The 23,299-nt window shown below is 66.7% G+C and carries 20 protein-coding genes; 14 read left to right on the forward strand and 6 right to left on the reverse strand.

Translation table 11 applies throughout. From position 1 onward, the window contains the following. Together hpnC and AC07ZH_RS17925 are read left to right on the forward strand one after the other, a co-directional pair. Positions 1-860 (forward strand): squalene synthase HpnC (gene hpnC / locus AC07ZH_RS17920; RefSeq protein ID WP_495200768.1); only part of this gene is annotated, 860 nt, incomplete at its 5' end. 246 nt (positions 861-1,106) lie between these two features. Beyond that, on the forward strand, positions 1,107-2,525 hold the full coding sequence (locus AC07ZH_RS17925) for an L-serine ammonia-lyase (RefSeq protein WP_495200769.1): 1,419 nt from the start codon (positions 1,107-1,109) through the stop codon (positions 2,523-2,525). A gap of 225 nt (positions 2,526-2,750) precedes the next feature. Here the strand turns inward: AC07ZH_RS17925 and AC07ZH_RS17930 are convergent, their stop codons facing one another. Then, on the reverse strand, positions 2,751-3,911 hold the full coding sequence (locus tag AC07ZH_RS17930) for a branched-chain amino acid ABC transporter substrate-binding protein (RefSeq protein ID WP_119108103.1): 1,161 nt from the start codon (positions 3,909-3,911) through the stop codon (positions 2,751-2,753). Between the two features lie 189 nt (positions 3,912-4,100). On the opposite strand from AC07ZH_RS17930, the gene AC07ZH_RS17935 reads away from it, so the two are divergent. The 5 genes from AC07ZH_RS17935 to AC07ZH_RS17955 all read left to right on the forward strand — a co-directional run bounded on the left by AC07ZH_RS17935 (position 4,101) and on the right by AC07ZH_RS17955 (position 8,869). After that, entirely contained in the window at positions 4,101-4,736 is a 636-nt protein-coding gene (locus AC07ZH_RS17935; RefSeq protein WP_119108569.1) for an ANTAR domain-containing response regulator, read from the forward strand. Positions 4,737-4,924: 188 nt separating this feature from the next. Next, positions 4,925-5,467 carry a flavin reductase family protein gene (locus AC07ZH_RS17940; protein WP_495200770.1) on the forward strand — a complete coding sequence of 181 codons (543 nt, stop codon included), beginning with the start codon at positions 4,925-4,927 and terminating at the stop codon, positions 5,465-5,467. A 359-nt stretch (positions 5,468-5,826) separates the two neighbouring features. Further along, positions 5,827-7,071 (forward strand): CmpA/NrtA family ABC transporter substrate-binding protein, encoded by a 1,245-nt coding sequence (locus AC07ZH_RS17945; protein ID WP_495200771.1) that lies wholly within the window; start codon positions 5,827-5,829, stop codon positions 7,069-7,071. A 17-nt stretch (positions 7,072-7,088) separates the two neighbouring features. Further along, positions 7,089-8,018: a nitrate ABC transporter permease gene (gene ntrB, locus AC07ZH_RS17950; protein ID WP_495200772.1), complete on the forward strand. Its 930-nt coding sequence runs from the start codon at positions 7,089-7,091 to the stop codon at positions 8,016-8,018. Further along, a complete protein-coding gene (locus AC07ZH_RS17955; protein WP_495200773.1) occupies positions 8,015-8,869 on the forward strand; it encodes an ABC transporter ATP-binding protein in 855 nt (284 codons plus the stop codon). Before ntrB ends, AC07ZH_RS17955 begins: the two co-directional genes overlap by 4 nt. 59 nt (positions 8,870-8,928) lie before the next feature. Here AC07ZH_RS17955 and AC07ZH_RS17960 read toward each other — a convergent pair whose 3' ends face one another. The 4 genes from AC07ZH_RS17960 to AC07ZH_RS17975 are packed head-to-tail and all read right to left on the reverse strand — an operon-like array spanning position 8,929 to position 12,267. Beyond that, entirely contained in the window at positions 8,929-9,948 is a 1,020-nt protein-coding gene (locus AC07ZH_RS17960) for a TRAP transporter substrate-binding protein (protein WP_495200774.1), read from the reverse strand. Positions 9,949-9,997: 49 nt separating this feature from the next. Continuing rightward, positions 9,998-11,275, reverse strand: coding sequence for a TRAP transporter large permease (locus AC07ZH_RS17965; protein ID WP_119108109.1), 1,278 nt, complete (start codon positions 11,273-11,275; stop codon positions 9,998-10,000). Beyond that, positions 11,272-11,745: a TRAP transporter small permease gene (locus AC07ZH_RS17970; protein ID WP_495200775.1), complete on the reverse strand. Its 474-nt coding sequence runs from the start codon at positions 11,743-11,745 to the stop codon at positions 11,272-11,274. The genes AC07ZH_RS17965 and AC07ZH_RS17970 overlap by 4 nt, the downstream gene beginning before the upstream one ends. A gap of 3 nt (positions 11,746-11,748) precedes the next feature. Then, positions 11,749-12,267, reverse strand: coding sequence for a gluconokinase (locus AC07ZH_RS17975; RefSeq protein WP_245960489.1), 519 nt, complete (start codon positions 12,265-12,267; stop codon positions 11,749-11,751). A gap of 169 nt (positions 12,268-12,436) precedes the next feature. On the opposite strand from AC07ZH_RS17975, the gene gntR reads away from it, so the two are divergent. Further along, positions 12,437-13,465 (forward strand): HTH-type transcriptional regulator GntR, encoded by a 1,029-nt coding sequence (gene gntR / locus AC07ZH_RS17980; protein ID WP_245960490.1) that lies wholly within the window; start codon positions 12,437-12,439, stop codon positions 13,463-13,465. Positions 13,466-13,606: 141 nt separating this feature from the next. On the opposite strand, the gene AC07ZH_RS17985 is transcribed toward gntR, so the two are convergent. Then, the gene (locus tag AC07ZH_RS17985) at positions 13,607-14,047 is read right to left on the reverse strand and encodes a CBS domain-containing protein (RefSeq protein WP_119108113.1); all 441 of its coding nucleotides are present in this window, start codon (positions 14,045-14,047) and stop codon (positions 13,607-13,609) included. 320 nt (positions 14,048-14,367) lie between these two features. Here AC07ZH_RS17985 and AC07ZH_RS17990 point away from each other — a divergent pair, with 320 nt between their 5' ends. From AC07ZH_RS17990 to cobA, 6 genes are all read left to right on the forward strand, one after another. Further along, positions 14,368-14,664, forward strand: coding sequence for a DUF4148 domain-containing protein (locus AC07ZH_RS17990; RefSeq protein WP_495200776.1), 297 nt, complete (start codon positions 14,368-14,370; stop codon positions 14,662-14,664). Between the two features lie 312 nt (positions 14,665-14,976). After that, positions 14,977-17,424 (forward strand): nitrite reductase large subunit NirB, encoded by a 2,448-nt coding sequence (nirB, locus tag AC07ZH_RS17995; RefSeq protein ID WP_495200777.1) that lies wholly within the window; start codon positions 14,977-14,979, stop codon positions 17,422-17,424. Positions 17,425-17,508: 84 nt separating this feature from the next. Beyond that, complete coding sequence (gene nirD, locus AC07ZH_RS18000; protein ID WP_495200778.1) at positions 17,509-17,892, forward strand: nitrite reductase small subunit NirD; 384 nt, start codon at positions 17,509-17,511, stop codon at positions 17,890-17,892. 739 nt (positions 17,893-18,631) lie between these two features. Continuing rightward, on the forward strand, positions 18,632-21,490 hold the full coding sequence (locus tag AC07ZH_RS18005) for a nitrate reductase (RefSeq protein WP_495200779.1): 2,859 nt from the start codon (positions 18,632-18,634) through the stop codon (positions 21,488-21,490). Positions 21,491-21,536: 46 nt separating this feature from the next. After that, positions 21,537-22,472 carry a DNA-binding protein YbiB gene (gene ybiB / locus AC07ZH_RS18010; RefSeq protein ID WP_495200780.1) on the forward strand — a complete coding sequence of 312 codons (936 nt, stop codon included), beginning with the start codon at positions 21,537-21,539 and terminating at the stop codon, positions 22,470-22,472. After that, entirely contained in the window at positions 22,469-23,290 is an 822-nt protein-coding gene (gene cobA / locus AC07ZH_RS18015; protein ID WP_495200781.1) for a uroporphyrinogen-III C-methyltransferase, read from the forward strand. The genes ybiB and cobA overlap by 4 nt, the downstream gene beginning before the upstream one ends. Positions 23,291-23,299 lie beyond the last annotated feature (9 nt).

Here is a 23,299-nt window from a genome sequence, read left to right on the forward strand (position 1 = left end):
CCCCCGTTCCGCCCGAGCCCGCAGCGCCGCTGCCGGTGACGCACTACGAGAACTTCCCCGTGGCCTCCTGGCTGTGCCCGCCGGCGCTGCGCGCGCCCATTGCGGCGATTTACGCCTTTGCCCGCACCGCCGACGACATCGCCGACGAAGGCGATGCCGCGCCAAGCCAGCGCCTAGCGGACTTGGACGATTTCGAAACCGAGCTGCGGGCCGTCGCCAGTGGCGCGGCGCCCGGCGCACGCTGGCCCGAAGTGTTTGCCCCCCTCGCCGCCACAATCAAAAGCCACGCCCTGCCCCTGCCCTTGCTGACCGACCTGCTCAGCGCCTTCCGCCAGGACGTGGAGCGCACGCAGTCGGCCGAGCCCTACGCTGACCGAGCCGAGCTGCTCGACTACTGCCGCCGCTCGGCCAACCCCGTGGGGCGGCTGCTGCTGCACCTGTACGGTGTGAACGACCCCCAGGCGCTGGCGCAGAGCGACGCCATCTGCACGGCGCTGCAACTGATCAACTTCTGGCAAGACCTCAGCGTGGACCTGCCCCGCCAGCGCTGGTACGTGCCGCAAACCGACGCCACCGCGCTGGGCCTGCGGGCGGCGGACTTGCTGGCGCAACCGCGCACCCCCGCCAGCGACCGCCTGGTGGCCGAGCTGGCCGGCTGGGCACGGCGCTGCATGGACCAAGGCGCGCCGCTGGTGCACCGCCTGCCCGGCCGTGCGGGCTGGGAGCTGCGCCTGGTCGTCCAGGGTGGCCTGCGCGTGCTCGACAAAATCGACGCACTGCACGGCGCTTGCCTCAGCCAGCGCCCACGCATCCGCGCCTGGGACGCGCCCCTGCTGCTGGTGCGCGCCATGGCGATGTAAGCAAGTTTCATGGGCAACAAGCAGACGCTGTTGACCGCCAAAATTTTGAATCAAATTGGTCTCTAGCGCTTATCCACTATGCGCTAGAAGCTAGTTTTTTTATAGCGCGCTCTGTGTCTGCATCGGCCGTTGGGGCGCGCCCAGCGTGGCGCATCAGGGTAAGCGCGCATACCCGGCGGCGGCGGCGTGCGTACTGTGCGCGCACTGCCACTTTTTCACGGGCCAGCGTTCTGGCCCGTTCGCTTCATGACCCACGATTGCGCGCCTGCGGACAGCTTTGTCAGCGTCTTTGATCTGTTCAAGATCGGCATCGGGCCGTCCAGCTCGCACACCGTCGGCCCCATGATTGCCGCGCGCCAGTTTGTCTGCCAACTGCAATCGGCCATGGGGCTCGCGCCCGTGCATGGCGTGCGCGTCGAGCTGTTTGGTTCGCTCTCGGCCACCGGCATCGGCCACGGCACCGACCGCGCGGTGCTACTGGGCCTGGCCGGCCATGAGCCCGACCGCATCGACCCCGAGGCCATCGCCCCGGCCATCGAAGCCATTCGCAGCTCGCAAAGCCTCTCGCTGCTGGGCCAGCACCCGGTGCGCTTTGTCGAAAAAGAGCATGTGCTGATGCGCCGCAAAAGCCTGCCGCTGCACCCCAATGGCATGCGCTTTGCCGCGCTGGGCGCGGCGGGCGAAGAGCTGCTGGTCAGCGACTTCTATTCGATTGGCGGCGGCTTCGTCGTCGACGCGGCGGGCCAGCGCGTGGTCAACGCCAGCGCCGACGCCGCCGCGCCCAGCACGGCGCCCGCGCTGTACCCCTTTGCCAGCGGCGCCGAACTGCTGGCGCAGTGCAGCGCCAGCGGCCTCTCGGTAGCGCAGCTCATGGCGGCCAACGAGGCGCAGCGGCAAAGCCCTGAGGCGGTGCGCAGCCGCTTGCTCGCTATCTGGACCGTCATGGCCGGCTCGGTAGCGCGCGGCTGCGCAGCCAGCGGCCACCTGCCCGGGCGCATGCAACTGCGCCGCCGTGCGGCCGAGCTGCACAAAAGCCTGTGCAGCCACCCCGAGGCTGCGCTGCGCGACCCGCTGGCCATGCTCGATTGGGTCAACCTCTACGCCATGGCGGTAAACGAAGAAAACGCCGCCGGTGGCCGCGTGGTCACCGCCCCCACCAACGGGGCGGCCGGGGTGATTCCGGCGGTGCTGCACTACTACCGCAACTTTGTGCCCGGTGCGAACGAGCAGGGCGTGCTCGATTTCCTGCTCACTGCTGGCGCCATCGGCATCCTGTACAAAAAGAACGCCTCGCTCTCAGGCGCCGAAGTCGGCTGCCAGGGCGAAGTCGGCGTGGCCTGCAGCATGGCGGCGGGCGCGCTCGCCGCGGTGCTGGGCGGCAGCCCGGCGCAGGTGGAAAACGCTGCCGAAATCGGCATGGAACACAACCTGGGCATGACCTGCGACCCCGTGGGCGGCCTGGTGCAGATTCCGTGCATAGAGCGCAACGCGATGGGCGCCATCAAGGCCATCAACGCCGCGCGGCTGGCGCTGCGGGGCGACGGCCGGCATGAGGTATCGCTCGACCAGGTGATCCGCACCATGGTGCAGACCGGCGCCGACATGAAGAGCCGCTACAAGGAAACCTCGCGCGGCGGGCTGGCGGTGAATGTCATTGAGTGTTGAATTAGGTGCATCCCCCTGAGGCGCTTCGCGCCTTCCCCCTTCTCTTGCATCGCTGCACGATGCGGAAGGGGGACACCACCAGCGCGGCGGGGCGGCCCTTGCGCGGTGGTTGCTGGCTTCTGGCGCGCTCGCTTCATACGTCCTGGGTGGCGTACGCTGCATTCCCATCTCTACAAGCGAAAAGCGCCCCAAGGGGCGCTGCAATGGGCCGGTGCGGGTGTGCTTTTACCAGCGGTCGGAGCGCATGCGCAGCTCCCAATTGCCGCGGCGCAGTTGGTACACGCCCACGGCGGCGTAGCGCTGCTCGCCCTTTTCGTCCCACTTCATGGTGCCGGTGACGGGGGCGTAGCCGTTGATCTTGTGCAGCGCCGCCGTGATGTCTTCGGGCTTGGCCGACTTGGCCAGTTGCAGCGCTTGCGAGAGCACGTACATGCTGTCGTAGGAATAATGGCCGCCGTACGCCGGGGGCTTGCCAAAAGCGGCGCCGTATTTTTCAAGAAACTGCGGGCCGGCGGTGAATTCCTTGGCTTCCAGCACCGGCGACGTCGCGTAGAGGCCGTCGATGATGCCGTCGCCCTTGATCATGTCGGTGGTTTTGGCGGTATCGCTCCCCAACAGGCGCACGGAGGTGTAGTTGATCTTCTTGAGTGCCTGGAGCAGTGCCAGCACCTGGAAATCGTTGAGCGCCGAGATGATGACGTCGATGTTCTCAGCCTTCAGCTTGGCGGCCAGCTCATCAAAGGCCACCGTCTTGTCATCGAACGACTGGCGCAGCGCGACGCTCTTTTTCGCGGCTTCGAGGCGCTTGGCGGCGCCATTGGCCAGGTCTTTGCCATAGGGCGTTCCGTCATCGACCGCGGCATAGCGTTTGCCACCCAACTGCTCAGCAGAGAATGACGCAATTGCTGCGGCCTGCAAGTTGTCGTTGGCCACCATGCGCAGCGTGGTCGGAAAGCCCAGCTCGGTGTACTTGGGGTTGGTCGAAATAGCGATCTGCGCAATGCCGTGGGCCGCGTAAATGGGCGCGGTCGGAATGCTGACGCCCGAGTTTAGATGCCCGATCACCGCGACCACCCCGGCATCGACCAGCTGCTGCGCCACCTTCTTGCCCGTCTCCACGTCGGATTTGTCGTCCACCGACACCACTTCGAGCGTGACCTGCTTGCCGTCCACATTGAAACCCGCCGCATTCAGCTCTTTGACGGCCAGCGTGACGCCGTTGAGCAAATCCTGCCCCAGCGCGGCAATCGGGCCACTCAGCGGCTGCGCCACGCCGATGCGGACCGTGTCGGGTATGCGGCTGCAGCCGGCCAGCAGACCACCTGCAGCAAAGGGTGTCAGCACAAGCCCGGCAGAAAACTGGCGGCGATTCAGGTCTTGGGTCATGGAGTCGGTCGGCTGAAAAATTGAATGGGGTAGGTATACGGCGTGCAGCGGCGGCTGTGCGCGGGGGTTAGCCCTTGTATTAGAAAATGTGATCAACCGTAACAAATTGCCATGCCAGTGCCTTTGTTCCAGCAGATCAAGGCATTTGTCGGCCCCGCGTGGCACGACTCTTGCTTCGCATTGCCCACCATGAACGAACACAAACAAGCGCTGCGCATTGTGGTGATAGCCCCCGAACTCGCCGTGGCCGACCCGCGAGACCGGCACGCCCTGCGGCTGGCCGAGCGCTCGCGCATGCTGCGCATCGGTTTGCTGGAAAACAACCTCAACCTCGTCGCCGTGCTGCCGGCCGACACCTTCCTGAGCGAACGCCTGGCGCAGCTCCAGCCCGATCTGGTCATCGTGGACGCCGAAAGCGAAGCCCGCGACGCGCTTGAACATGTGGTGATGGCCACGCGCGATGCGCCCCGCCCCATCGTGCTGTTCACCAACGACGACGACACCACCCACGTGCGCGACGCCGTGGCCGCGGGCGTGTGCGCCTACGTCGTGGCGGGCCTGGCGCCCCAGCGCATCCGCCCCATCCTCGACGTTGCCCTGGCCCGCTTCGCCCACGAACAAGCCCTGCGCAGCGAACTGGCCGACGCCAAAAGCGAATTGAAAGACCGCAAAACCATCGACCGCGCCAAAGGCCTGCTCATGCAGCGCCAGGGCCTGAGCGAACCCGCCGCCTATGAGAAGCTGCGCAAGACGGCGATGGAAAAGGGGCTGAAGCTGGGCGAGGTGGCGCGGCGGATGCTGGAGATGGTGGATTTGCTGGGGTGAGAACCACCGTGGTCAAGGGGCCGCCCCATGCCTTTGCATGTCCCCCTCACATGCCCGACGAATTGAAGCAGGGGGGGTTGTGAGCGCCGCAGGCACTGCGCTGCTGCCAACCGGGACTGTGCGCCAACACGCCGGAGCGGCGCCTTGGGTTTCCACGGGTAATATCGAACGCGCACGGAGGGGCTCTCATGAAGCAGTTTGACCTGGGCAAGGCTTTCACTCTGATGGAATCGGGGCCCGTGGTCCTCGTGACCACCCATGATGGGGAGAAGCACAACGTCATGACCATTTCCTGGACCATGGTGCTGGATTTCACTCCGAGGTTCGCCATCGCCACGGGGGAGTGGAACCACTCTTTCGCGGCGTTGCGAAAAACCCGGGAATGCGTGATTGCGATCCCCACCGTTGACCTCCTGGACCAGGTGGTCGGCATCGGGACATGCTCCGGGGCAGACACGGACAAGTTTTCCAAATTGGGGCTCACGCCCGTGCCGGCCAAGCACGTCAGGCCGCCCTTGATCAGGGAATGCCTCGCCAACATCGAGTGCCGGGTCGTCGACCTCATCCAGAAGCACCCCATTGTCGTGCTGAAGGCGGTGGCCGCCTACCTCGATACCGGACGCACGGAAAAGCGCACGGTTCACGCCGTGGGGGACGGAACGTTCATCGTCGATGGCGACAGGATCGACCGAAAGAAGATGATGGCCTCCAAGCTGCCACCGGGCGTTTAGCCGGCCCAGCGGTTCAGGCGGGCCATTTCCGATCTTCGTCGCTCCCGCGCTCCCATGGTGCAGCGCACAACTCCGGTGCATCCCCACGCACCCGGTTCGCAAGAGGCCAGCCCCAGCGCTCTGGAACCAAGCGCCTCGCAGTCCTTTTCCCCTAGCAAGCACTCCGCCCACCACCTGGCACAAGCCTTGCAATAGTGCTTACAGACCCTTCGGGGTCAATACGGCGGCACCACCCAATGGCGGGTGGAGGCAACCGTTCAATGGACAAAGGCGTCCCCACCCTGCGCGTCTGCCGCCCCTTGCGGCGCTGCGCAGCGTGAGGACGCCTTTTTTATTGGCCCAACGCAAAAAGGAACCCCATGACCGATCTTCTGACATCCCGCTTGCCCCGCCGCACCGTGCTGCAGGCCGCCGCCGTGGGCGCCGTGGGGATCAGCCCAGCGCTGCGCGCGCTGGTCCACGCCCAGGGCTCGGACGCCCCCGAGAAGAAGGAAGTGAAGATTGGCTTCATTCCGCTGACCGACTGCGCCAGCGTGGTGATGGCCTCGGTGCTGGGCTTCGACAAGAAGTACGGCGTGACCATCATCCCCAGCAAGGAGGCGAGCTGGGCCGGGGTGCGCGACAAGCTGGTCAACGGCGAGCTGGACTTTGCCCACGTGCTGTATGGCCTTGTCTACGGCGTGCACCTGGGACTGGCCGGCCCCAGGAAGGACATGGCGGTGCTGATGACCCTCAACCGCAACGGCCAGGGGCTGACGCTCTCCAAAGCGCTGGCCGACAAGGGCGCGACCCACCTGGCAGGCCTGGCGGCGCTGATGAAGAAAGAGCCGCGCGAATACACCTTTGCGCAGACCTTCCCGACCGGCACGCACGCCATGTGGCTGTACTACTGGCTGGCGTCGGGCGGCATCGACCCGTTCAAGGACGTCAAGTGCATCGTCGTGCCGCCGCCGCAAATGGTGGCCAACATGCGCGTGGGCAACATGGACGGCTTCAGCGTGGGCGAGCCCTGGAACGCGCGCGCCATCGCCGACGGCGTGGGCATCACGGCCGCCACCTCGCAGGACGTGTGGAAGGACCACCCCGAGAAGGTGCTGGGCACCACCTTTGACTTCGCCCAGAAGTACCCCAACACCGCCCGCGCGGTGACGGCCGCCATTCTGGAGGCCAGCCGCTGGATCGACGAGAGCGCCGCCAACAAGACGCGCATGGCGCAGACCATTGCCGCCAAGTCGTACGTGAACACCTCGGTGAACACGATTGCGCCGCGCATCCTGGGGCGCTACGACAACGGCTTGGGCAAGACCTGGGACGACCCCAACCACATGAAGTTCTACGACGGCGGCGCGGTCAACTTCCCCTATTTGTCGGACGGGATGTGGTTCCTGACGCAGCACAAGCGCTGGGGCCTGCTGAAAGACCACCCCGATTACACCGGCGTGGCGCGCGCCATCAACCGCATCGACCTTTACAAGCAGGCCGCTGCGGCCAGCGGCACGCCCTTGCCCAAGAGCGAGCTGCGCAGCAGCACGCTGATCGACGGCGTGGTGTGGGACGGCAAAGACCCCGCCAGGTACGCCGACAGTTTCAAGATTCACGCCTGACCCTTAGGAGCCCACCCATGGTCGCCGCCGTTTTCCATTCCCCGCCCGAAGCCGCAGCAAGCGCGCCTACACACTCCGGAGCTATCAAAAATATAGCTTCTAGCGCAATCAACACAAGCGCTAGAGGCCAAAAACACCTTAAAGACACCCCACGCGGCCCGCTGCTGTCCCGCGCCTTCTGGCTGGCGGTGCTGCCGCCGCTGTGCGGCTTTGCGCTGCTTCTGGGCGTGTGGGCGCTGGTGTCGGCCGGCACGGGCGCCAGCATTCCCGGCCCGGCCGCTACCTGGCAGCAGGCGCGCGAGCTGTTTGCCGACCCGTTCTACCGCAACGGCCCCAACGACCAGGGCGTGGGCTGGAACGTGCTGGCCTCGCTCGAACGCGTGGCCGTGGGCTTTGGCTTGGCGGCGGCGGTGGGGATTCCGGCGGGCTTTGCCATCGGGCGTTTTACCTTCCTCTCGCGCATGTTCGGGCCGCTCATCAGCCTGCTGCGGCCGGTGTCGCCGCTGGCCTGGCTGCCGATTGGCCTGCTGGTGTTCAAGGGCGCCAACCCGGCGGCCATCTGGACCATCTTCATCTGCTCGATCTGGCCCATGGTCATCAACACCGCCACCGGCGTGCAGCGCGTGCCGCAGGACTACATGAACGTGGCGCGAGTATTGAACCTGTCGGAATGGAAGATCGCCACGCGCATCCTGTTCCCCGCCGTGCTGCCGTACATGCTGACCGGCGTGCGCTTGGCGGTCAGCACGGCCTGGCTGGTGATCGTGGCGGCCGAGATGCTGACCGGCGGCGTGGGCATTGGTTTTTGGGTGTGGGACGAGTGGAACAACCTGAACGTGGCCCACATCCTGATCGCCATCTTCATCATCGGCGTGGTCGGCTACGCGCTCGAATTCGCCCTGGTGCGCATCGCATCGGCCTTCACGTTTGAGGAGACACGCGCATGACCACCCCCAGCGACACCACCGCCGCCGCCCTGCCCGCCCGCTCTGCGCCACCGGCTGCGCGCTACCTCGACATCCAGCAGGTGGGGCAAACCTTCAAAACGGCCAAGGGCCCGTTCACTGCGCTGCAGGACATCAACTTGCAGATCGCACAGGGCGAATTCGTCGCCCTGATCGGGCATTCTGGTTGCGGCAAATCGACGCTGCTCAATTTGATCGCCGGGCTCACCGCGCCCACCAGCGGCGTGCTGCTGTGCGCCAACCGCGAGATCAAAGGCCCCGGCCCCGAGCGCGCGGTGGTGTTCCAGAACCATTCGCTGCTGCCGTGGATGAGCTGCCACGACAACGTCTACCTGGCGGTGGAACGGGTCTTCGGCGCCAAGGAGAGCCGCGCCCAGTTGCGCGAGCGCACCCAGGCCGCGCTGGCGCTGGTGGGGCTGTCGCACGCCGCCGGCAAACGCCCAGGTGAAATCTCCGGCGGCATGAAGCAGCGCGTCGGCATCGCCCGCGCGCTGTCCATGGAACCGCAGGTGCTGTTGATGGACGAGCCCTTCGGCGCGCTCGACGCCCTCACCCGCGCCAGGCTGCAGGACGAACTGCTGGAAATCGTCCTGCGCACGCGCAGCACCGTGGTGATGGTGACGCACGATGTGGACGAAGCCGTGCTGCTGGCCGACAAGATCGTCATGCTGACCAACGGCCCCGCCGCGACGATTGGCGAGGTGCTGCACGTGCCCCTTGCGCGCCCGCGCCAGCGCGTGGCGCTGGCCGACGACCCGGTCTACCTGCGCTGCCGCAAAGCGGTGCTGGATTTTCTGTACACCCGGCAGGCGCATGTGGAAAAGGCGGCCTGAGCGCGAGCCTGGAAAAAAGGCGGCCTTGGCCGCCTTGGGTTCAGACAAGCGCAGGGCGTTTACTGGGCGCCGCGTGCCTTCTTCACCGCGGCCTGCACCTCGTCCCACAGCGGCTGGCCCACGTTGGCGGCAATGCCGGCGTTCACCGTGCTCAGCTTGTCGCGCATGCGGTTGGCCTCCATGGGCGAGAGCTGGTTGATCTGCATGCCCTTGGCTTTCAGATCGGCCAGCGCCTTGTCGGCTTCGGCACGCGTGTCCTGGCGCTCGAAATCGCGGCTTTTCTTGGCGGCGTCCATCAGCACTTTTTGCTCGGTCTTGGACAGACCATCCCAGTATTTCTTGCTGACCAGCACGATCCAGGGGCTGTAGACGTGGTTGGTCACCGTGAGGTACTTTTGCACCTCATAGAACTTGCTCGACAGGATGGTGTTGAACGGGTTTTCCTGGCCATCGACCGTCTTGGTTTCCAGGGCGGTGAACAGCTCCGAGAACGGCAGCGGCACGGCGTTGGCGCCCAGCGTTTTGAAGCTGTCGATGAAGACATTGTTCTGCATCACGCGCAGCTTGATGCCGTCGAGGTCTTCGAGCTTGGCGACGGCGCGCTTGTTGTTGGTCAGGTTGCGAAAGCCGTTCTCCCAGTACACGAGGCCGACAAGGCCCTTTTCCTGCAGCTTGTCCATGATCTTCTGGCCGACGGGGCCATCGAGCACGGCGTCGGCTTCCTTGCCGTTGTTGAACAGGAAGGGGGTGTCCCAGATCGCCATCTCCTTGGTGATGCCCACCAGCGTGGCCGTCGAGCCGACCATCATCTCCTGCGCGCCGCCGATGAGCGCCTGCTGCATTTGCACATCCGAGCCCAGGGCGGCACCACCAATGGCGCGCACCTTCATCTTGCCCCCCGACAGCTTCTCGACTTCATCGGCAAAAACCTTGGTGGCGCGGCCTTGGTTGGAGATGTCGTTCAGGCCATAGCCGAAACGGATGATGCGGTGCTTCACCTCCTGCGCATGGGCAGCGCCCACGCTCATAGTGACAGCAAGGGTAAGGCTGGCGGCAAGGGCAAGTGACTTGATCTTCATGAAAATCTCCTTGGGGAACAGAGCAGACAAAAGGAAAAACCGCGCGGCCTCAGAACATCAGTTGGAGAGGCCAGAGCACGATCTGCGGGAACAGGACGAGCAGCACCAGAGTGACGAGGTACACCGCCAGAAACGGCATCACGCCGCGAATCACCGGCTCCATGCGCAACTGGCCAACGCCGGCCACCACATTGAGCACCGTGCCCACGGGCGGCGTCAGCAGGCCCAGACAGCCGACAAAGATGAAGACGAAGCCGAAATACACCGGGTCGATGCCGGCGCGCGCCGCCAGGGGCGCCAGCACCGGGCCGAGGATGAGGATGGTGGGCGTCAGGTCCATCACCATGCCCACGGCGAGCAGAAACAGGCACACCACCACCATGAACAGCAGCGGGCTGTGCAGCAGCGGCCCCATGCTCTGCGCCAGTTGGCTGGGCAGATCGGCCAGGGTGATCATGTACGACGCTGCGGTAGCCGCGCCGCACAAAAACATCACCACGCCGGTAGTGCGCGACGCGGCGACAAACACGCGGTACACCCCGGCCAGGTTGAGTTCGCGGTACACCAGCGTGGCCACCAGCAGCGCGTAGACCGCCGCGACCACGGCTGCCTCGGTGGGCGTGAACAGCCCGGCGCGCAGCCCGCCGATGATGATCACCGGCAGGCCCAGGGCCCAGGCACTGGAGGCAAGCGCCTGCCAACGCTCGGGCCAGGACGCGCGCTCGGCCACCGACAGCGCCTTCGATTTCGCCACGCCACGCCAGACGAGAACCAGCGCCACGGCCATCAAAATGCCCGGCACGATGCCGGCGAGGAACAGCTTGCTGATCGAGGTGTTGGTCGTCACGCCATAGATCACCATGGGCATGGAGGGCGGCACGATGGGCGCGATGATGCCGCCCGCACCGATCAGGCCGGCACTCGACCCATCCGGGTAGTTCTGGCGCCGCATCATGGGCAGCAGCAGCGTAGCCAGCGCGGCGGTATCGGCAATGGCCGAGCCGCTCATCGAGGCCAGCATGAGCGAGGCGGCAATCGCCACATAACCCAGGCCGCCCGGCACATGGCCGACAAAGCTGCGCGCCAAATCGATGATGCGCCGGCTCAGGCCGCCGGCATTCATCAGCTCGCCGGCCAGGATGAAGAAAGGCACGGCCAGCAGCGGAAAACTGTCGAACCCGGCCTGGGTGTTCTGGGCCAGCAACTGCGCATCGAAAAAGTCGAGCTGCACCATGAGCGCCAGTGCCGTGAGCAACAGCGCAAAGGCAATCGGTACGCCCACCACCATGGTGGCGAACAGCACGCCAAGAAACAGGGCAATGGTCATGCTGCATCCCCCGTGCGCTGGCCGCGCAGTTCGGCCCAGCACTCGGCCACCAGAATCACCGCCATGCAGACACCCATGAACAGAATGCCGCCCGCGCCCAGCGCCAGCGGGTAGTTCATCACCGGGCTGCGGCTGTCCATGCCGACCAGCACCTGCTGCCAGGAGCCGACGATCAGGTAATACAGCGAAACGGCGATGAGCCCGCGCGTGAGCCAGCGCGCCACCGTCGCTCGGCGCCCATGCAGCCGCGCGGTCACCAGATCAAACCCCAGGTGCTGGCCCTCGCCATAGGCCAGCGTGGCAGCGATGCTGACCAGCCAGACGAACAGCAGGCGCGAGAGCTCTTCGGACACCACCCAGCCCGTGCCCCACAAATACCGCTGCACCACGTTGCCAAACACCGCGATCACCATGACCAGCAGGCTGAGCGCCATCAGTGCTTCCATGGCCGTTTGAAAACCTTTGCGCATGCGCTACTCCTTTTCAGTGCCAGTGAGCCAGGCACACACGTCGGCAGACAAAGCTTCCAGGGGCCGCAGGGCGTCCACCGTGAGCACGCCGGGCTCGCCGCGCGGGCTCTCCAGCGTGGCGAACTGGCTGGCGACCAGGCTGACCGGGAAAACATGGCCCAGGCGCGCCGCGACGCGCGCACGCGCATCGCTCTCGCTCAGTTCCAGGAACACGAAGCGCAGACCCGGCGACGCGCGGCGCAACTGGTCGCGGTAGGCGCGGCGCAGTGCCGAGCAGGCCAGCACGGTTCCGCCGCTCGACTCCGCCAGGCGCCTGGCCAGCACGGCAAGCCATTCCGTCCGGTCGGCGTCGGACAAGGGCACGCCGCTCTGCATCTTCTGCAGGCTGGTCTGTGAATGGAAGGCGTCGCCCTCCACCAGCGCCATGCCCAGTGCGCTGGCGCAGGCGGCACCCAGGCTGGATTTGCCGCAGCCGGCGACACCCATGACAACGAAAGAGCCTTCAAAGCGGCGAACAGACATCGGACAGCGCTATCCCAAAAGAGTTTTAAAAAGCCCGCTTCAGTCGCTCGGCGTCGGTCCTGCTGAAAGCGCACAGGGCACGCTATTTCAGAGGTTTTACGTCTTGCCGCAACTGTCGGACAGCGCTATCCTAAACGTTCTGCTTCCTGGCCCGTTCTCGGGAAAACCCTTGTCCACTGCCCTTCCCCGCCGTCCGCGCGCAAGCGGTCGAACTACGTTGGCCGATGTTGCCAGGGCCGCATCGGTCAGCCCGATCACGGCGTCGCGCGCCCTGCGCGGCGAGCGCGCCGTGGCGCCGGACCTGGTCGAGAGGGTCCGGCAGGCGGCGCAAACGCTCGGCTATGTGCCCGACCCGGCCGCGCGCGCGCTGGCCTCGCAGCGCAGCACCCTGGTGCCGGTGCTGGTGCCACTGCTCTCGAACGCGCTGTTTGTCGATGTGCTGGAAGCCGTGCACCGCGGCCTGGCGCCGCACGGCTACCAGATCCTGATTGGCGTGACGCATTACGACCCGCAGGAAGAAGAAAAACTGCTGACCTCGTACCTGGCCATGCGGCCAGCGGGCCTGCTGCTGACCGGTTTTGACCGCACGGACGAGGCCCGCCAGCGCCTGGCGGCGAGCGGCGTGCCGTGCGTACACCTGATGGAAACCACACGTGCGCCCGATGTGTACTGCGTGGGGTTCTCCCAGCAGGATGCGGGCGAGCGCATGGTGCAGCATTTGCTTGATCGCGGCCACCGGCGCATCGCCTTTGCCGCGGCCCAACTGGACCCGCGCACCCTGCAGCGCGCCGAGGGCTACCGGCGCTGCCTGCGCGCTGCGGGCTGCTACGACGCCGGGCTGGAGCTGCTGAGTTCCGAGGCCTCATCGGTGCGCCTGGGCGGCGAACTGTTGGCGCAATTGCTCGACAAGCATCCAGACATTGACGCCATCTTTTTCTGCAACGACGACCTGGCGCAAGGCGCGCTGCTGGCGGCGCCGAGGCTGGGCATCCGCGTGCCCGATCAGGTGGCGGTCGCCGGCTTCAACGACCTGGCCGGCAGTGCCGAAATGCTGCCCTCGCTCACCACGGTACGCACGCCGCGCCAGGCCATTGGCGAGGAAAGCGCGCGCATGCTGCTGGCGCTGATGCGCGGCGAAACGCCGGCGCGCAATTGCATGGACCTTGGCTTTGAGCTGACCGTGCGCGAGAGCACCTGATGCCCTTTCTCAATCAAACGGCTACTTGGTCGGCTTCGCTTGGCCAGTACGCCGGTACTTGCGCTTCGCCTTCGCGCACCCGATTGATTGCGAAACCGAATGGCCCCACCGCGCTCACGTTCGCGCCCGCAGGCGCGGGCCTCAGCGCACGTTGCCGCCGATGTAGTGCGTCATCTGCTCGATGATGAATTTCTGCTCGGAAATGATGTCGGCCACCAAATCGCCAATCGAAATGATGCCAATGAGCTGCTCGCCGTCGAGCACCGGCAGGTGGCGCAGGCGCTTGTCGGTCATGATCTGCATGCACTGCTCGCTGGTCTGGTGCGGGTGCACGAACATCACGGAGCGCGTCATGACTTCGCGCACCGGCGTATCGGCCGAGGTCCGGCCCAACAAGGCAATTTTCCGCGCGTAGTCGCGTTCCGTCAGGATGCCCTCGATCCGGCCATCCTGAACGACCAGCAGTGCGCCGATCTGCCGCTCCGCCATGATGCGCAGGGCGTCCAGCACCGAGGCGTCAGGGGCAATGGTCTGCACCGCGGCATGGGCCTTGGCTTTCAGTATTTCTGCAACAACCGTCATAGAACCTCCCGGATGAGTCCGACACGGTAATTTCAGCCCATCCCCGCATTGCATGCAATCGGGTCCTGTCAGACGTTTGTGCTTTCGCGCAACAAGCGTTGCGAATGCGCGAAAAGGCACTCCTTAATTTGCCTTAATTATTCCTAATACCGGAATAGTCAATTTACGACTCAGCGGTTTTTAATTGCACCCTTGCGGCGTACAGTTCACCCCATCGATGAGCCGAACACACAAGGCGACTCACCGAAACCGCTCCCCAAGGGCATCAAGCTCTCCCTGCAGCGGGTCCTTTTGAAGTCGTTTTTAAGAAAGAAACCATCATGAACACCGCACGCATTCTCTCTATCGCCGCTGTTGCCGCTTTTGCCTCCATCGGCGCCCAAGCCGGCGAATTGAACGGCAACCTCTACGGCATGGACTTTGAAGCCCATGTGCAATCCACCCGCAGCAGCACCGACGTGCGCGCCGAAGGCCAGAAGGCACTGCCCAACTTCGCCAAGGGCCCCGTGGCCGACTACGCTGCACGCGCCACCAGCACCCAGGCCCGCGCTGCCGTCCGTTCGGAAGCCCTGGTCGCTATCCGCGCCAACCAGATCGCTACTGGCGAACGCAGCTAAACCGAGCGCCCGGGCGCTAGTGCGCCAGGGCGTCAGGCGCCTCCCTCTCACAAGGCCCGCACCGTGCAAACGGTGCGGGCCTTGTGCATTTCCCGTGCGATGCACCAGCCTCAGGCACAACACCCTCCAGCATGGTGCAGCCGCCGCATGCACCGCGTCCTGACATACCGCACTGCCATGGTGCCACTCACAGGCGCCGACAGGCAGAGCCACACAGCCTTGATCGCTGGCACGGTCATTGCATTGCACTGGATACCGGCGCGAACCCAAGGCGCCGATGGTTTGCAATTCATTCGCCCAAGGAGTGCTTCGATGAAAAAACCCAGGCTGGTCATGGTGGGCAACGGCATGGCCGGGGTGCGTACGCTCGAAGAGCTGCTCAAGATCGCCCCCGATCTGTACGACATCACCGTCTTCGGCGCCGAGCCGCACCCCAACTACAACCGCATCCTGCTCTCGCCGGTGCTGGCCGGCGAGCAGACGGTGGACGAGATCATCCTCAACGACCGCGCGTGGTACCAGGAACACGGCATCACCCTGCACACCGGCTTTACCGTCACCGACGTGAACCGCACGCAGCGCACGGTAAGCGCCACCAGCGTGGCGGGCGACACGCTCACGGCCGGCTACGACCGGCTGATCATGGCCACCGGCTCCAACGCCTTCATCCTGCCGGTTCCGGGCAAGGACCTGCACGGCGTGCTGGCCTACCGCGACATCGCCGACACCCAGGCCATGATCGACGCCGCCACGCGCTACCGCCACGCCGTGGTCATTGGCGGCGGCCTGCTCGGGCTGGAAGCCGCCAACGGCCTGATGAAACGCGGCATGCAGGTCACCGTGGTGCACGCCGCCGAATGGCTGATGGAGCGCCAGCTCGACCGCGTGGCCGGCAAGCTGCTGCAAAAGTCGCTTACCGAGCGCGGCATGCAGTTTTTGATGCAGGCGCAGACCGCCGAGCTGCTGGGGAACGATGCGGGGCGAGTGCGTGCGGTCAAATTCAAGGACGGCAGCGAAGTGCCGGCCGACCTGGTGGTGATGGCCGTGGGCATCCGCCCGAACACACAGCTCGCCGAAAAAATGCGCCTGCACGTGGACCGCGGCATTGTGGTCAACGACACGCTGCAGACCACCACCGACGCCCGCATCTACGCCGTGGGCGAATGCGCGGCGCACCGCGGCATTGCCTACGGTTTGGTGGCGCCGCTGTTCGAGCAGGGCCGGGTAGCGGCCAACCACCTGGCCGAGTTCGGCATTGGCCGCTACGTGGGCTCGCTCACCTCGACCAAGCTCAAGGTCACTGGCATCGACCTGTTCTCGGCCGGCAACTTCCAGGGCGGCGAAGGCACGGAAGAAATCGTGCTCTCCGACCCGTATTCGGGCGTCTACAAGAAGCTCGTGATCAAGAACGACAAGCTCGTCGGCGCCTGCCTGTACGGCGACACCGTGGACGGCAGCTGGTACTTCAAGCTGCTGCGCGACGGCCGCGCCGTGGGCGACCTGCGCGACAAGCTGATGTTCGGCGAATCGAACATGGGCGACGCCGGCCACCAGGGCCAGAACAAGGCCGCCGCCATGCTGGACACCGACGAGGTCTGCGGCTGCAACGGCGTGACCAAGGGCCAAATCTGCAAGGCCATCCAGGAGAAAGGCCTGTTCACGCTGGACGAAGTGCGCAAGCACACCAAGGCCAGCGCCAGTTGCGGCTCCTGCACCGGCCTGGTCGAGCAGATCCTCATGGCCACGGCCGGCGGCGACTATTCCGCCACGCCCAAGACCAAGCCGGTGTGCGCCTGCACCGACCACGGGCACCAGGCGGTGCGCGACGCCATCGTGCAGCACCACCTGCTGACGAGCGACGCCGTGTTTCGCTTCATGGAATGGAAGACGCCCGACGGCTGCCCCACCTGCCGCCCGGCCATCAACTACTACCGGCTATCGAGCTGGCCGCACGAAGCCCAGGACGACCCGCAAAGCCGCTTCATCAACGAGCGCAGCCACGCCAACATCCAGAAAGACGGCACGTATTCCGTGGTGCCGCGCATGTGGGGGGGAGAGACCAGCGCCGCCGAGCTGCGCCGCATTGCCGACGTGGTGGACAAGTACCAGATCCCCACGGTGAAAGTGACGGGCGGCCAGCGCATCGACCTGCTGGGGGTCAAGAAAGAAGACCTGCAGGCCGTCTGGCGCGACATCGGCATGCCCAGCGGCCACGCCTACGCCAAGGCGCTGCGCACCGTGAAAACCTGCGTCGGCAAGGAGTGGTGCCGCATGGGCACGCAGGACAGCACGCAGATGGGCAAGGACCTCGAACGTGCCTTCTTCGGCATGCAGGCGCCGCACAAGGTCAAGTTCGCCGTCAGCGGCTGCCCGCGCAACTGCGCCGAGAGCGGCATCAAGGACGTGGGCATCATCGGCGTGGACAGCGGCTGGGAGATGGTCATCGCCGGCAACGGCGGCATCAAGACCGAGGTGGCGCAGTTCTTCGTCAAGCTCAAGACCGCCGAGGAAGTCATGGAATACACCGGCGCCTTCATGCAGCTCTACCGCGAAGAAGGCTGGTACCTGGAGCGCACGGTGCACTACGTGGCGCGTGTCGGGCTGGACCACGTGAAGAAAAGAATCCTTGGCGACCCGGCGGGCCGCAAGGCGCTCTGGGCGCGGCTGCAGCACGCGCTGGCGGGCGAGCCCGACCCGTGGTTCGAGAGCCAGCGGGCGCAGGTGGACGAACGCCAGTTCATCCCGATTGCCGTCGCCTGACCTCCCCTCACTTCACAAGATTTTAGATAAAAACAGCCCCTAGTGCTTACCCCATAAGCGCTGGCAGCTACCAAAGGAATAGCAATGACCGCTTGGACCCCCATTTGCCATGTGGACGACATTCCCCGCCTGGGCGCCCGCCGCGTGGCGCGGGCGCAGGGCCTGGATGTGGCCATCTTCCGCAGCGCCGACGACCAGATCTTTGCCCTGCTCGACTCCTGCCCGCACAAGGGCGGACCGCTGTCGCAAGGCATCGTCTTTGGCACCAGCGTGGCCTGCCCGCTGCACAACTGGACCATTGGCCTGTGCACCGGCCAGGCCGCCGCACCCGATGAGGGGTGCACGCCGAAGTTTGCGGTGAAGGTGGAAAACGGCCAGGTCTTCCTCGACGCCGATGAGTTGGCGCGTCACGCCACCACCGAGACGCGGCCGGTGGCGGGGCCGGTGGGGCGCTTGGTGGTTGCTTGAATGCTTTGGATTTATGGGGCAGGTGTGGGGATGCAGAGGGCGGAGGCCGGGTCTCGCCCCGGCGGGCGACCTTCTTTTCTTGCTCGTGCAAGAAAAGAAGGCAAAAGAAACACGCCCCTGCTGGCTGCGACCCCTGCACTGCGCTGCGGGGCAACCTGCGTCGGGACGTTTGCGGGGTGCGCCGCAGAACTCGCTGCGCGCCTGCGGCGCTCCGCGAGTTCTGCGGCGAGTCAGTTCACGAAGCATGCGCGCGCAGGCGCGCATGCCACCCCGCAATCGCCCCGCCGCAGGCGCTTCCAGAAGGGATGGGAGCCGACGCGTGCCATCGCTGCGCTCGGCCTGGCGCGGGGCCGAGCGCAGCGATGGCCCGTATCGTCTTTGCCCTTCTGGCCGTGCCGAGAAGCGCAGGGCGCGGGGTGGCGGGTGTGCCGAAGGACACACCCGCTTCGTGATCTGGCTTGCCGCGTTTGTCCGAACGGAGCGCCGCAGGCGCGCAGTGAGTTACGCGGCACACCCCGCGAACGAGCATCGCAGGTTGCCCGCAGCGAAGCGGAGGGACACGGCCAGCAGGGTCGCCCTTTCTTTGGTGACTTTCTTTCGGCGAAGCGAAAGAAAGTTACTGCGCCGCCGGGCGCACACCCCGGCCTCTGCCCTCAGCAAAGAAACAGATATCAAAAAGATAGCTAACAAACCAACCCAGTCAAGCGCCAGAGCCAAAAAACACCACAGAACCCACGCCATGCAAGAAACAAAATCCACCTGCCCCTACTGCGGCGTAGGCTGCGGCGTGGTCATCGAGACCGAGGGCGACGCCATCACCGGCGTGCGCGGCGACCCCGACCATCCGGCCAATTTCGGGCGGCTGTGCACCAAAGGCGCCACCCTGCACCTGAGCGCCAGCGCCAGCGTGACCCGCCAGATGCGCTTGCTGCAGCCGCTGGTGCGTGCCACGCGCACCCAAGCGCCGGCACCCATCGCCTGGGACAGCGCGCTCGACCTCGCCGCCAACCGCTTCGCCGGCACCATCGCCGCGCACGGGCCGGATGCGGTGGGGTTTTACGTGTCGGGCCAGTTGCTCACCGAGGACTATTACGTCTTCAACAAACTCGCCAAAGGCCTGGTGGGCACCAACAACATCGACACCAACTCGCGCCTGTGCATGAGCAGCGCCGCCGCCGGCTACAAGGCCACGCTGGGCGCCGACGCACCGCCCGCCTGCTACGACGACCTGCAGCACGCCGACTGCCTGTTCATCATCGGCAGCAACACCGCCTGGGCGCACCCGGTGCTGTTCCGGCGCATCGAGGACGCACGCGCCGCACGGCCGGACATGAAGGTCATCGTGGTCGACCCGCGCCGCACCGACACCGCCGCCTGCGCCGACCTGTTCCTGCAGATCCAGCCCGGCAGCGACGCCGTGCTCATGGCCGGCATGCTGCACCTCATGCAGCGCCAGGCCTGGCTCGATACCGACTACATCGCCGCGCACACCAGCGGTTTTGCCGCACTGCAGCCGCAACTGGCCGCCTGCACGCCTGAGCGCGTGGCACGCGAATGCGGCATTGCACTGGCCGACCTGGTGCAGGCGGCGCGCTGGTTCTCCGGCGTGGCAAGCGACGCCACCGCGCCGCGCGGCCGCACGCTCAGCCTGTACTGCCAAGGCCTGAACCAGAGCAGCGCTGGCACCGCCAACAACGCCGCGCTGGTGCACCTGCACCTGGCCACCGGGCAGATCGGCAAACCCGGCGCCGGGCCGCTCTCGCTCACCGGCCAGGCCAACGCCATGGGCGGGCGCGAGGTCGGCGGCATGTCGAATTTGCTCTCGGGCCACCGCGACATGGCCAACCCGGAGCACCGCGCGGAAGTGGCCGCGCTGTGGGGATTGAGCGAGGTTCCCGCCCGGCCAGGCAAGACAGCGGTGGAGATGTTCGAGGCCGCGGCCGATGGCGAGATCCGCGCGCTGTGGATCGCCTGCACCAACCCGGCGCAGAGCCTGCCCCACCAGAGCGCGGTGCGCCGCGCGCTGGAGCGTGCCGAATTCGTCGTCTTGCAGGAGGCGTTTGCCCACACCGCCACCGCCGCCTATGCCGATCTGCTGCTGCCCGCCAGCACCTGGGGCGAAAAAACCGGCACGGTGACCAACAGCGAGCGCTGCATTTCGCGTGTGCGCAGCGCCGTTCCCGCTGCGGGAGAAGCCCGGCACGACTGGCAGATCGCGCTGCAATTTGCGCAGCGCCTTGAGCAGCGCCTGCGCCCTGGCGCACCCACCCTGTTCCCCTACGCCGACCACCTGGCCAGCGCCGAAGCCGCGACCGAGGCCATCTGGAACGAGCACCGCGAGAGCACGCGCGGGCGCGATCTGGACATCACCGGCCTCTCCTACGCCAGGCTGGACGCCGCCGGCCCGCAGCAGTGGCCCCTGCCAGACGGGGCGACGCATGGGCGCAAGCGCCTGTATGCGGACGGCGTGTTCCCCACGCCCGACGGCCGGGCGCGCTTTGCCGTGCTGGCGGCCCAGGGCCTGGCCGAATCGCCCAGCCTGCGCTACCCCTTTCTGCTCACCACCGGGCGATTGCGCGACCAATGGCACGGCATGAGCCGCACCGGCACCGTGGCGCGCCTCTCGGGCCACGCGGGCGCGCCCTGCGTGCAGATGCATGCGCAGGACATGGCGCGCCAGGGTCTGCAGGAGGGCGCGCTCGCCTGCGTCACCAGTGCCCGCGCCAGCATCGTGCTGCCGGTAGCGGCCTGCGCGGAGATCGCGCCCGGCCAGGCCTTCATTGCCATGCACTGGGGCAGCGACTGGCTGGGCGGGCAGTCGGCGGCCGGGCGTGCGCTGGCCGGGGTGAATGCCCTCACCACGCAGGTGCGCTGCCCCGTCTCGCAGCAACCGGCGCTCAAGCACACCGCCGTCAAGATCCTCAAAGTCGACCTGCCCTGGCAGCTCTGCGCCATGGCCTGGTTCCCCGAGGACGAGGCGCTGCGCGCCCGCACCGCGCTGGCCGCGCTGATGGACACCTTCGCCTTCGCCAGCTGCACGCTGTTTGCAGCGCCCTCCGCTTCCGGCGCCGACGCGCCCGCGCGCACCGGTGTCTGCCTCACGGCCGCCGGGCACTACGCCGCGCCCGATGCCCTGCTCGAACGCATCGAAGCATTGCTGGGCCTGGCCAGCGAGGGCACGCTGCGCTACGCCGACCGGCGCCGGGGCCAGCGGCGTGCTGCCCGGCTGGTGCGCGGTGCGGCGCACAGCACCCTGGGCGCCCTGCTGCTGGCCGGCGACGCGCAGGCGCAACACTGGCTTACCGGCGTGCTGCAGAACGATCTGCCGACCGACCCCTATGGCCGCATGCTGCTGGCGCCCGGCGCCAAGCCGCCGTGCGGCACCCTGGGCGCTGCAGCAGGCGCACGCCAGGTGTGCAGTTGCCTCGGGGTGAGCGAAGGCGCCATCGCCGACGCACTCTCGCGCCTGGCAGGCGACGCCGCTGCCCGGCTGAGCGCCCTGCAGGCCCAGTTGCGCTGCGGCACGCAATGCGGCTCCTGCGTGCCCGAGCTGCGCCGTCTGGTGCAGGGCACGCCGGCACAGGCAGGCGCGGCCTGACAGCTACTGAGCCACAATCCCTGCTCCCTTCTTTTGCAAGTTGCGCATGGCCATCAGCCACTACCTCAAAATCATCGCCCGCGGCGCCCAGGGTGCCCGCCACCTGCCGCGCGAGCAGGCCTGCGACCTGTTCGGCCAGGTGCTCGATGGCAACCTCAGCGATCTGGAAGTGGGAGCGTTTTGCATCGCCATGCGCGTCAAGGGCGAAACGCCTGAAGAGATGGCCGGTTTTCTCGACGCCATCCACGCCCGCCTGGCGCCCCTGCCCGCCAGCACGCGCACGCTGGTGGTGCTGCCCAGCTACAACGGTGCGCGCAAGCTGCCGGTGCTCACGCCCTTGCTGGCGCTGCTGCTGGCGCGGGAAGGCTTGCCGGTGCTGGTGCACGGCACCGCCACCGAAGACAGCCGGGTTTCTAGCCAAGATGTGCTTGCAGCGCTTGATATACCTGCGCTTCAAACTATTCAAACAATAGCGCCTGGCAGCGTCGCCTTCGCGCCCACCGCCCTGCTGCTGCCGGGCCTGGCGCGACTGCTGGCCGTGCGGCGCACGCTGGGGGTGCGCAGCAGCGCGCACAGCCTGGTCAAGCTGATGAACCCGCTGGCACCCGTGGGCGCGCGCGCCCTGGTGGTGGGCAGCTACACGCACCGGGAATACGCCGAGTCGATGGCCGCCACCTTGGCGCTGACCGGCGCCGACGCGCTGCTGCTGCGCGGCACCGAGGGCGAGCCCGTGGCCGACGCGCGGCGCATGCCGCAGATGGATGGGTTTGTGGCGGGTGTAGTGACCCGGCTGGAAGAGGCGCAGGGCGGCCCGCTCACCGCCCTGCCCGAGCTGTCGGCCGGTGCCGACTTTGATGGCACCGCCGCCCTCATCCGCGCCATGCTGGACGGCCGCCTGCCCGTGCCGACCCCCATCGCGCGGCAGGTGGAACACATCTTGCATCTGGCCCTGCAGATTGATTCTGCAAGGCCAGCACCGTGAAAACTCCAGCCACCACCCCCGTTGCCTCCATCACCCCCTTGCTGCACGGCCGCTGCACCCTGGTGGGTGCGGGGCCCGGCGACCCCGAGCTGCTGACGCTCAAGGCGGTGCGCGCCATCCAGGCGGCCAACGTGCTGCTGGTGGACGACCTGGTCAGCCCCGGCGTGCTGGCGCTGGCCCGCCCCACGGCCCGCGTGGTCCATGTGGGCAAGCGCGGCGGCTGCACGAGCACGCCCCAGGCCTTCATCGAGCGGCTGATGCTGATGGCCGTGCTGGAGGGCGAGAACGTGGTGCGCCTCAAGGGCGGCGACCCCATGGTGTTCGGCCGCGGTGGCGAGGAGGTGGCGCATCTGCGCGCCGCCGGCATCGCGGTGGAGGTGGTGAACGGCGTGAGCGCAGGCATGGCCTGCAGCGCGGCGCTGGGTACGGCGCTGACGCACCGCGAGCAGGCCCACGGGGTGCTTTTCATCACCGGCCATGCCCACCCGGGGCGCGAAACCGACTGGGCCTTGGTTGCCGGCACCGCCCATGCCGCGCGCCTGACGCTGGTGGTCTACATGGGCGTCAGCCGCCTGGCCGACATCGAACAAGGCCTGCTTGCCGGCCTGCCCGCCCACACGCCAGCGGCCATCGTCGAGCGCGTCAGCCTGCCGGAGCAGCGCGTGGCCAGGTGCACCCTGGCAAGCCTGCACGCCACCGCCCGCAGCGAAGGCCTGGCCAGCCCGTGCATCATCGTCGTGGGCGACGTGTTGCAGGGCGTCGCCGCGGCCGAGCAGCAGGCCCCGGCACTACACTCGCCCTTCGCGGCGCAGGGCTGATTCCATTTT

It is taken from the genome of Simplicispira sp. GW247-4R2A, assembly GCF_059424465.1.

Bases quoted from the DNA above. Each gene is read 5' to 3' on its own strand.
- nirD (WP_495200778.1), top strand. From the start codon at position 17,509: ATGACCGCTTGGACCCCCATTTGCCATGTGGACGACATTCCCCGCCTG.
- AC07ZH_RS17970 (WP_495200775.1), bottom strand. From the start codon at position 11,745: ATGCGCAAAGGTTTTCAAACGGCCATGGAAGCACTGATGGCGCTCAGC.
- ybiB (WP_495200780.1), top strand. From the start codon at position 21,537: ATGGCCATCAGCCACTACCTCAAAATCATCGCCCGCGGCGCCCAGGGT.
- AC07ZH_RS17975 (WP_245960489.1), bottom strand. From the start codon at position 12,267: ATGTCTGTTCGCCGCTTTGAAGGCTCTTTCGTTGTCATGGGTGTCGCC.
- AC07ZH_RS18005 (WP_495200779.1), top strand. From the start codon at position 18,632: ATGCAAGAAACAAAATCCACCTGCCCCTACTGCGGCGTAGGCTGCGGC.
- AC07ZH_RS17925 (WP_495200769.1), top strand. From the start codon at position 1,107: ATGACCCACGATTGCGCGCCTGCGGACAGCTTTGTCAGCGTCTTTGAT.
- nirB (WP_495200777.1), top strand. From the start codon at position 14,977: ATGAAAAAACCCAGGCTGGTCATGGTGGGCAACGGCATGGCCGGGGTG.
- ntrB (WP_495200772.1), top strand. From the start codon at position 7,089: ATGGTCGCCGCCGTTTTCCATTCCCCGCCCGAAGCCGCAGCAAGCGCG.
- AC07ZH_RS17935 (WP_119108569.1), top strand. From the start codon at position 4,101: ATGAACGAACACAAACAAGCGCTGCGCATTGTGGTGATAGCCCCCGAA.
- AC07ZH_RS17945 (WP_495200771.1), top strand. From the start codon at position 5,827: ATGACCGATCTTCTGACATCCCGCTTGCCCCGCCGCACCGTGCTGCAG.
- AC07ZH_RS17990 (WP_495200776.1), top strand. From the start codon at position 14,368: ATGAACACCGCACGCATTCTCTCTATCGCCGCTGTTGCCGCTTTTGCC.
- AC07ZH_RS17955 (WP_495200773.1), top strand. From the start codon at position 8,015: ATGACCACCCCCAGCGACACCACCGCCGCCGCCCTGCCCGCCCGCTCT.
- AC07ZH_RS17985 (WP_119108113.1), bottom strand. From the start codon at position 14,047: ATGACGGTTGTTGCAGAAATACTGAAAGCCAAGGCCCATGCCGCGGTG.
- AC07ZH_RS17940 (WP_495200770.1), top strand. From the start codon at position 4,925: ATGAAGCAGTTTGACCTGGGCAAGGCTTTCACTCTGATGGAATCGGGG.
- AC07ZH_RS17965 (WP_119108109.1), bottom strand. From the start codon at position 11,275: ATGACCATTGCCCTGTTTCTTGGCGTGCTGTTCGCCACCATGGTGGTG.
- AC07ZH_RS17960 (WP_495200774.1), bottom strand. From the start codon at position 9,948: ATGAAGATCAAGTCACTTGCCCTTGCCGCCAGCCTTACCCTTGCTGTC.
- AC07ZH_RS17930 (WP_119108103.1), bottom strand. From the start codon at position 3,911: ATGACCCAAGACCTGAATCGCCGCCAGTTTTCTGCCGGGCTTGTGCTG.